The 8,309-nt window shown below is 51.0% G+C and carries 9 protein-coding genes; all 9 read left to right on the top strand.

All coding sequences use genetic code 11. From position 1 onward, the window contains the following. Positions 1–534, top strand: a 534-nt coding sequence (locus tag B3D59_RS03445; protein ID WP_286817708.1) for a magnesium transporter, incomplete at its 5' end; no start/stop codon positions are given. After that, positions 524–1,357 carry a DNA repair protein RecO gene (gene recO / locus B3D59_RS03440; RefSeq protein WP_286817707.1) on the top strand — a complete coding sequence of 278 codons (834 nt, stop codon included), beginning with the start codon at positions 524–526 and terminating at the stop codon, positions 1,355–1,357. The genes B3D59_RS03445 and recO, both read left to right, overlap by 11 nt. Beyond that, positions 1,354–2,397 carry a galactokinase gene (locus B3D59_RS03435; RefSeq protein ID WP_286817705.1) on the top strand — a complete coding sequence of 348 codons (1,044 nt, stop codon included), beginning with the start codon at positions 1,354–1,356 and terminating at the stop codon, positions 2,395–2,397. Before recO ends, B3D59_RS03435 begins: the two co-directional genes overlap by 4 nt. 13 nt (positions 2,398–2,410) lie before the next feature. Then, the gene (locus B3D59_RS03430) at positions 2,411–2,668 is read left to right on the top strand and encodes a hypothetical protein (protein WP_286817704.1); all 258 of its coding nucleotides are present in this window, start codon (positions 2,411–2,413) and stop codon (positions 2,666–2,668) included. Beyond that, a complete protein-coding gene (locus tag B3D59_RS03425) occupies positions 2,637–3,413 on the top strand; it encodes a nucleoside phosphorylase (RefSeq protein ID WP_286817703.1) in 777 nt (258 codons plus the stop codon). Before B3D59_RS03430 ends, B3D59_RS03425 begins: the two co-directional genes overlap by 32 nt. After that, positions 3,403–5,427 carry an NAD-dependent DNA ligase LigA gene (ligA, locus tag B3D59_RS03420; RefSeq protein WP_286817702.1) on the top strand — a complete coding sequence of 675 codons (2,025 nt, stop codon included), beginning with the start codon at positions 3,403–3,405 and terminating at the stop codon, positions 5,425–5,427. The genes B3D59_RS03425 and ligA overlap by 11 nt, the downstream gene beginning before the upstream one ends. Positions 5,428–5,774: 347 nt before the next feature. Next, positions 5,775–7,502 carry an aldehyde ferredoxin oxidoreductase family protein gene (locus B3D59_RS03415; RefSeq protein ID WP_286817701.1) on the top strand — a complete coding sequence of 576 codons (1,728 nt, stop codon included), beginning with the start codon at positions 5,775–5,777 and terminating at the stop codon, positions 7,500–7,502. A gap of 79 nt (positions 7,503–7,581) precedes the next feature. Next, entirely contained in the window at positions 7,582–7,905 is a 324-nt protein-coding gene (locus B3D59_RS03410; protein ID WP_286817700.1) for a MoaD/ThiS family protein, read from the top strand. Continuing rightward, complete coding sequence (locus B3D59_RS03405) at positions 7,896–8,135, top strand: MoaD/ThiS family protein (RefSeq protein WP_286817699.1); 240 nt, start codon at positions 7,896–7,898, stop codon at positions 8,133–8,135. The genes B3D59_RS03410 and B3D59_RS03405 overlap by 10 nt, the downstream gene beginning before the upstream one ends. Positions 8,136–8,309: the final 174 nt, after the last annotated feature.

Genomic DNA, 8,309 nt, shown 5'->3' with positions numbered 1-8,309 from the left:
CTTCTTAAAGGTACCCGGATCCGTCTGCCCTGGCTGTTTGCCAGCTGTCTTGGCGGAATCGCCAACTTTTTCATCATCGGACGGTTTGAATCCACCTTGGCACAACTGACCGGTCTTGCCGCGTTTATCCCCATCATCATGGGCATGGGGGGCAACATCGGCACCCAGAGCGCCACCATCGTAGTCCGGGGTATTGCCACGGGCCGGATCAATATCCGGGATTTTGTCAAGATAATATCAAGGGAACTTGGTGTGGGGTTTATCTTAGGCGTAACCTATGGCGGTTTGATTGCGGCTGTGGCCAAGTTCAGCTTTATGGCCGAACCCTTTTCCTGGGCCTTGTCTGTGGTCGTTGGCGGCTCAATTTTGTCTTCCATGACTGTGGCTGCTTTTGTGGGAACCGCTGTGCCTTTGATTTTCCATCGGCTCAATATTGACCCGGCCGTGGCCACAGGCCCCTTTGTCACCACCACCATGGACCTTATCAGCGTTTATTTCTATTTTACGATTACAAGGCTGCTGCTTGGCTTCTGACAACAATATGGACGATTTCAGCACGGACGCTATATTGCTTCGCAAAATTGAATATGGAGACCATGACCTGATCATCACCTTTTTGACCCGGGATAAAGGGAAGATCAGTGTGATGGCAAAAAATGCAAAAAAGAGCGTGCGCAGGTTTTCAGGTGCCATGGACTTGTTTTCGGCCAATCATATCCAGTGCGCCTTTCCCAAAAAAAACAGAGACGCCATGATCAATTTGTGCCAGACCGTTCTTGAAAACGGTTTTTCCCATATCCGGTATGATGTGGTGAACACGGCCTATGCCTCTTACTGGACGGAAATTGTCAGCCAGTGGCTAGAGGAGGGAAAGGCCCAGCCCGATATTTTTGAATTGCTTTACACGGCCCTTGAAATGGTGGATGACGGTTTTATCCGTACCGAAGTGATCAGCCTCCTGTTCCAGATTCGCTTCATGCGGTTGTCCGGATTTTCTCCCGGGCTTGACCAGTGCGATGCCTGCCATACAGGTATAGAGGGTGTTGATTCGGCCAGGCTCTGGTTTGATTTCAAAGCGGGGCAGGTTCTCTGTCCACAGTGCCGGGGCAGTGAAAGCTGTGCCCAGGAAGTTCCCGGACCATTCGGCCGCAGTGCCCGGGGCTGCTGGGTATCCAAGGGCACCTTGAAACAATTGTCCTGGATTAATGCTGTGGAGATGGCACGGGCAGGCCGTATCAAGTTTTCTTCGGTTGCCATCCAGGAGGGCGAAACCCTGCTGGAATCCTTTATTCCGTTTCATATCGGACGCAATTTCAATAGTTTGAAGTTTTTACATAAAATGAGATCTGAAATATGAATCTTGCACCAATACTTGAAAAAAAACAGATACACGTTTGCGTGCCCTGCCGGATTGATTTCGGCGGCACCTTGGATATTTCCACCTTTTATCTGCCCCTGGCAGCCCTTAAACCGGCGACCCTGAATTTGGCCCTTGACATGCGTACCCATGTTTACCTATCTGCCTGGGAGCAAGGGCGGATTAAAATATCTTCCAAAGGATTTGACACCATTGACCGCAGTCGAGGCGAGAAAGGATGGGACGGTCCCATGGGACTGATGTTTGCGGTTTTTGAGTATTTTAATGTCCATGGGGTGCATCTGCACATTGAATCGGAATCTCCTGTACGAAGTGCCCTTGGCGGATCTTCCTGTGCAGCCGTGGCGATTATTGCCGCCGTTTATACTGCCTTGGAAAAACAGATCAATCCCGAACATATTGCCTGGCTCGCCCATTATCTGGAAGGTGCCGTGGCAGGGGTGCTGTGCGGGGTCCAGGACCATGCGGCTGCAGCGTTTGGCGGGGTGAACCTGTGGGAATGGACCTTTGGCCATAAAAGCCCTGAGTTTCTGCGTTGCCCGGTGTTTGATTCACATGAGAAAATAGAAAAATTGAACCGCCATCTTCTTGTGGCCTATTGCGGCATTCCCCATGAGTCCAGGGATGTCAACGCCCGGTGGGTGAGTGACTTTAAATCAGGCAGGGCCTATGATGCATTTGAGCGTATTACCCGTCTTACACGGCAGTTTGCCGGGGCTTTGGGCTCTTTTTCCTTTAAAGAGGCCGCACGGTTGATGAATCAGGAAACAGCGGTTCGTTGTGAAATGACCCCGGATGTGCTGGACCATACCGGTATAAAGCTGTGGCTCGCTGCAAAGTCAGAAGGTTGCGGGGCCAGATTCACAGGTGCAGGGGGTGGCGGCTGTCTGTGGGCCATCGGGGAAGAAACAGATATTAACAAGCTAAAAACACAGTGGGAGAAAATTCTTGATCCCATTGACGGGGCAATGCTACTGGATGCGGCCATAGACCCCAAAGGAATTTTTGTTTATTTATAAAAGGAGACATAATATGGCAGGATATGATCCCGAACAGGATAAAAAAATAGCTGAGTGGAAAAATGAGGAAACCGGACTGATTATCTCCATTATGCAGTATGGTCAGGGTGAACCCAAACTTCAGGTCGGTCCCAGAATCATGAAGAAAAAAGACGGCTCGGACCGGGCGCCTATGAAGGCGGGACGGCTCTCCGTGGAAGATGTCATGTGGCTGTATGACATTATTGACGAGGTAAAAGATGAGCTATCCGACATGGTCGGACCTGAATAGCGAATCCATTGTTCCGCCGTTAGGGGAGAGAAATGCAAGGTCCGTGGGGCCGGCCGCATTGATGGTCAGCGCGGACCCGGACATGGCATTGATTCGTCAGGGATTTGGCAAGTGGCGCTCCCGGGCCTTTTTCAACAGCAATCTGCTGGTTAAAGAAGATGATCCTTTGGGGATGAGTGTGGCAGGGCCCTATATCGGGGCGCCCTACGGGGTAATGCTGATGGAAGCGTTGATTGCAAAGGGGGCAAAGGCCGTTGTTGTCCTTGGCTGGTGTGGCGGCCTTTCCCCGGATTTTGCTCCGGGTGATCTGGTGGTGGTGGAAACCGCCCTGGTTGATGAGGGTACATCCCGGCATTATATGGACCTGCGGGGTGATCTGCCTGCGGTCAATGCCGATAACCGTCTTACCGCAAAACTTGCGGATGCCCTTGGGGCGGCTGAGCTCAAATTTCATGCCGACGTCACGATCTGGACCACGGATGCCATTTACAGGGAAACGCCTGAAAAGGTATCCTGGTACAGGGACAAAGGGGCCTGTGCCGTGGATATGGAGTGCTCGGCCCTGTTTGCGGCAGCCGTGTTCAGGAAAATCCCCATTGCTGCCTTGCTCGTGGTGTCTGACGCTCTTGCCCCCGCAGACGGTATCTGGCACCCGGGATTTGGCAAAAAACGATTTAAAACCATGCGTAAAAAGGCCTGTGGCCTTGCCGTGGAACTGACAGGAAACCTTGCCCATGGATTTTGATGCATGCCGGATGGAGGCCCAAAAGCTGCGCCGGGAACTGAGAGAACACGATTACCGCTATCATGTGCTGGATGATCCTGTCATTGATGACCAGACCTATGACATGATGCTGCGGCAGCTCATTGACATTGAAACCCGATTTCCTGAGCTTGTCACTGAAGATTCCCCCACCCAGCGAATCGGGGCACCTCCTTTAACCGCCTTCGACACGGCCCCGCACTCGGTCCCCATGCTCAGTCTGGACAATGCTTTTAATGATCAGGAGATTTTGGATTTTCATGCCCGGTGTCTGAAAACCTCCGGCGCCAACACCCTGACTTATACGGCGGAACCCAAGCTGGACGGCCTGGCTGTGGAACTGACCTATGAAAACGGGGTGCTGGTTTTGGCCACCACCCGGGGCGACGGTTACATCGGAGAGGTGATTACGGAAAATATCAGGACCATCAAATCCGTGCCCCTGCGCCTGATGGACAATAAAACGACTGTCCCGGATTTTATTGAAGTGCGCGGTGAGGTGATCATCCGGCATAAAGATTTTGAAATGCTCAACCAGCGCCGCCTGAATAAAGGAGAACCGGTTTTTGCCAATCCCCGCAATGCTGCGGCAGGTTCCCTGCGCCAGCTCGATTCAAAAATAACAGCCCAGCGGCCATTGACCATAGTTGTCTATGGTGTGGGTGTTGTGCGTGGTCTTGTCTTTTCCACCCAGGCGTTGATGCTTGAATGCCTCTCTGATCTGGGATTCCCGGTGAGCCCGCTTATCAAAAAAGGGATTTCAATCCAACAGGTGCTGGAAAATTTCAATTTTCTGGAAACCCTTCGTCCGGAATTGGCCTATGATATTGACGGCATGGTGATTAAAGTGGATGATATTTTAATCCAGCAGCTCCTGGGCGAAAAAATAAAGAGTCCCAGGTGGGCCATTGCCTATAAATTTCCGGCCATGGAAAAGACCAGCAAAATACTGGACATCACGGTCCAGGTGGGCCGCACCGGAACCCTGACCCCTGTGGCCGAACTTGCGCCGGTGAATATCGGCGGCGTCACGGTTTCCAGGGCTACCCTGCACAATGCCGATGAGATTGAACGAAAAGATATCCGCATCAATGATACCGCATTGATCACAAGGGCAGGGGACGTGATCCCCAAGGTGGTAAAAATTATCCCTGAAGCCAGGACCGGGGAAGAGCGGGTGTTTACCATGCCCGACAGCTGTCCGGTCTGCGGTTCCAGGGTAAGACGCCTTGAGGGAGAGGCTGCCGTTAAATGTATCAATGCCGGGTGCAGCGCCCAGATCAAGGAGCGCATCCGCCATTTTGTATCCAAAAAAGCGTTTGACATGGACGGGCTTGGCAAAAAATTGGTGGAACAGCTTGTGGAGCAAAAGCTTGTAAATTCCTTTGCCGATCTTTTTCATCTGGACCGGGACACCCTGGCCGCGCTTGAACGCATGGGCTTAAAATCCGCCGACAATATCATCGCTGCCATTGAACAGTCCAAAACAATTTCCTTTGCACGGTTTATCTTTGCGTTGGGCATTGAACACACCGGCGAGCATGCGGCCCGGCTTCTGGCTCAAAAATTTGCGGACCTTGACGCGTTGATGACCGCAGAAATACAGACCATCAGCGCCATCCACGGCATGGGGGAGACCACAGCCGGGGCTGTAACCGGATTTTTTTCCATTGAAGAGAACATCAAAACGGTTAAAAAGCTGCTTGATGCAGGCGTCTGCATTACAAATGACCTTTATGGTGAGGGCGATGAAAAAGATAATCCGTTCAACGGAAAAAGTATTGTGCTGACAGGCAGTTTTGAAGCGATGACAAGAGATCAGGCCAAGGCAAAGCTTCTGGCCTCAGGCGCAAAGGTGACAGGCTCGGTTTCAAAGAAAACCGATATTGTTATTGCCGGCAGTAAGGCCGGTTCCAAACTGACCAAAGCCGAGGCGCTTGGCATCACTGTCTGGGATGAAGCCAGGCTTATAGAGTTGATTGGCGGCGGGGATTAATATTTTCACTGTGTCGGAATTTGTCCGTATGAGTTGGATTTTTCTTTTTGACACCCCCCCTATCAACCGGCAATCTTGAAAACTAACTTGTGCTTCAATCTGTGTTTAAATTACAAAACATTAATAATTTTAATTAGTTGACATGGTCTTTTTTGAATCTTAATATAAGAATTAGTGTAAAACATGGCCAATTTTTTTATAAGACAGTCTGGGGAAGTTACTCAGATCTTTCAAGCTTTGTTGTGGCGTATGTCTGGCAGTTCATATGTCAGGTCAGCCCATGGCTGTTATAGGGTAAATTGTAAAAAAAAGCCGGCCCATTAAAAGATAGAATCAAGGAGCACCTCATGTCAAAAATTTTAAGAATAAATACCAGGGAAAAAACCTATTCATTTGAAACACCGGCCGAAGATATTGCAGGGCTTGGCGGACGCGCCCTGACGTCGAAAATGATTTTAAATGAAGTCCCTGCCACCTGCCACCCTTTAAGCAAGTATAACAAACTGGTCTTTGCACCGGGGTTGTTGTCGGGCTCTCCTGCCGCCAACTCCGGACGGCTTTCTGTAGGCGGAAAATCTCCGTTGACCGGTGGTATTAAAGAGAGTAACAGCGGCGGTCTTGTCTCCCAGAAACTGGCACGGCTCGGGATTAAAGCTCTGGTTTTGGAGGATAAACCTGAAGACGACGGGTTCTCCATGATTGTTATTAAAAAAGACAGTGTCGAGTTCTTTGCCGCAGACGAATACGTGGGCGTAAGCAACGGCGATATGATCACAAAGCTCTGGGAGCGGTTTGGAAAACGTGTGGCCACGGCAAGTATCGGGGTTGCCGGAGAACAGCGTCTGACAGCCGCATCCATCCAGTTTGCCGATCCCAAGGGACATCCCGGCCGGGCAGCGGGCCGCGGCGGTCTTGGCGCGGTCATGGGGTCAAAGAAGATCAAGGCCATTGTAGTGGACGACAAAGGCACGGACCGTGTTGCACTCCATGATCCAGAAGCCTTTAAGGCAGTCAATAAAAAATGGGTGGAACTGCTCACGACCCATCCGGTTTCAGGCCAGGGCCTGCCTGCCTTTGGAACAGCCGTTCTGGTCAATGTCATCAACGAAGCCGGTGCCCTGCCGACCAAGAACTTCAGAACCGGACGGTTTGAACATGCCAAGGATATCAGTGGCGAAGTGATGGCAGAAAACATTGAAAAACGCGGCGGGGTAGCTTCCGAAGGTTGCCATCCGGGCTGCGTGATCAAATGTTCCCAGATTTACAATGACAAGGACAACAATTATCTTACTTCAGGGTTTGAGTATGAGACCATCTGGGCCTTTGGTTCCCACTGCCTGATCAAGGATCTGGATGATATTGCCATGCTGGACAGGCTGTGTGACGATTTGGGCCTTGATACCATTGATACGGGTGTGGCCATGGGCATTGCCATGGAAGGCGGCGTTATCCCCTGGGGAGACGGCAAAGCGGCCATTGAGTTGCTTAAAAAAGTGGGTACAGGCGATCCCATGGGTAAAATCATCGGAAACGGGGCGGCCTTTACAGGACAGGCCCTGGGCGTTGACCGGGTGCCGGTGGTGAAACGCCAGGCCCTGCCGGCCTATGACCCAAGATCGGTGAAAGCCGTAGGTGTCACATATGCCACATCCACCATGGGCGCAGATCATACTGCAGGATACGGTGTGTGCCAGAATATTTTAGGCGTGGGCGGTTCCATTGATCCGTTGAAAAAGGATAATAACGTGGACATCTCCAAGGCTTTGCAGATCGCAACCGCAGCCATTGACGCTTCAGGTCTGTGTCTGTTTGTGGCCTTCCCGGTACTTGACAACCCCGAAGGCCTGCAGATGATTGTGGATATGATCAATGCTATGTATGGCCTTAGTCTTGTGGTTGATGATGTGACAAGCCTGGGTATTTCCATTCTCAAAGATGAGCTGGAATTTAACCGCCTGGCCGGTTTTACACCCAAGGATGACCGCCTCCCCGATATGTTTAAGGAAGAGGTCGCACCGCACAACACCACCTGGGATTTCACAGATGAGGAACTGGCGCAAGCCGTAAAATTCTAATTTAGTTCAACCGTTTTCCGGGGCAGTGCCGTGCAAAAGGCAGCCCCGTAAATTTTTTATTTGGGTGTTTGACAACTACATGGGATCCGTACTTTTTAATGCGTTTTCATTTCTCCAGAAGAAACTTAAAGCGCAAAATATTCCTTGTGTAAATGCTGTTCTTGATTTAAAGGACGGTCAATGTGTAAAAGATATTTTAGACGCTCTGGGAATAGAGCCCCAGGAGATTGAAGGGGTTTTTGTGAACGGGAAGATTTCTCCCCTTGACACCCTGCTTCATGACGGCGACCGGATTGCGGCCCTGCCGCCTGGTACCCCCGGCCCATATCGGCTTCTTTTGGGGCTTGTCTCTTCCCCAAACAACGAATCGGACAAAAAATCGGACACCTTCAAATGCAAATAGAAATCAGACTTTTTGCCACGCTTACTTCCTATGCCGACCATGAGGATGTGGATTCCGACGGCTGTCTCAGCATTGAGGGTCCCGCCACGATACGGGATGCACTCCTGCGTTTGGGTGTCCCTGAACAGGATATCAAACTGGTGTTTCTCAACGGGGTTGGTGCTTCCCTGGATGCTTCCCTGAAAGACAACGACCGTGTGGGGATTTTTCCGCCCATTGGGGGGGGATGATGCCAAAGGAACATTCACTGGAATCCAGGGTACGGATTGAAAAAGACAGCCAGGGGAAAAGCCGCCGCGTCATTTGTGATCAAGATCTTTGGGAGCTGGCTGACATCTTGAATATTCCGTTGCATCGGGTGTATCTGCAGAGCATGGAAAAGGCCATTCTGCCCCTACGTTATC

Origin of the sequence: Desulfobacter sp. UBA2225, from assembly GCF_002348205.1 — a bacterium.
Lineage (GTDB): Bacteria > Desulfobacterota > Desulfobacteria > Desulfobacterales > Desulfobacteraceae > Desulfobacter > Desulfobacter postgatei.
The sequence above is the reverse complement of the archived record's forward strand: the minus strand, read 5'-3'. Positions and strand labels throughout refer to the sequence as shown.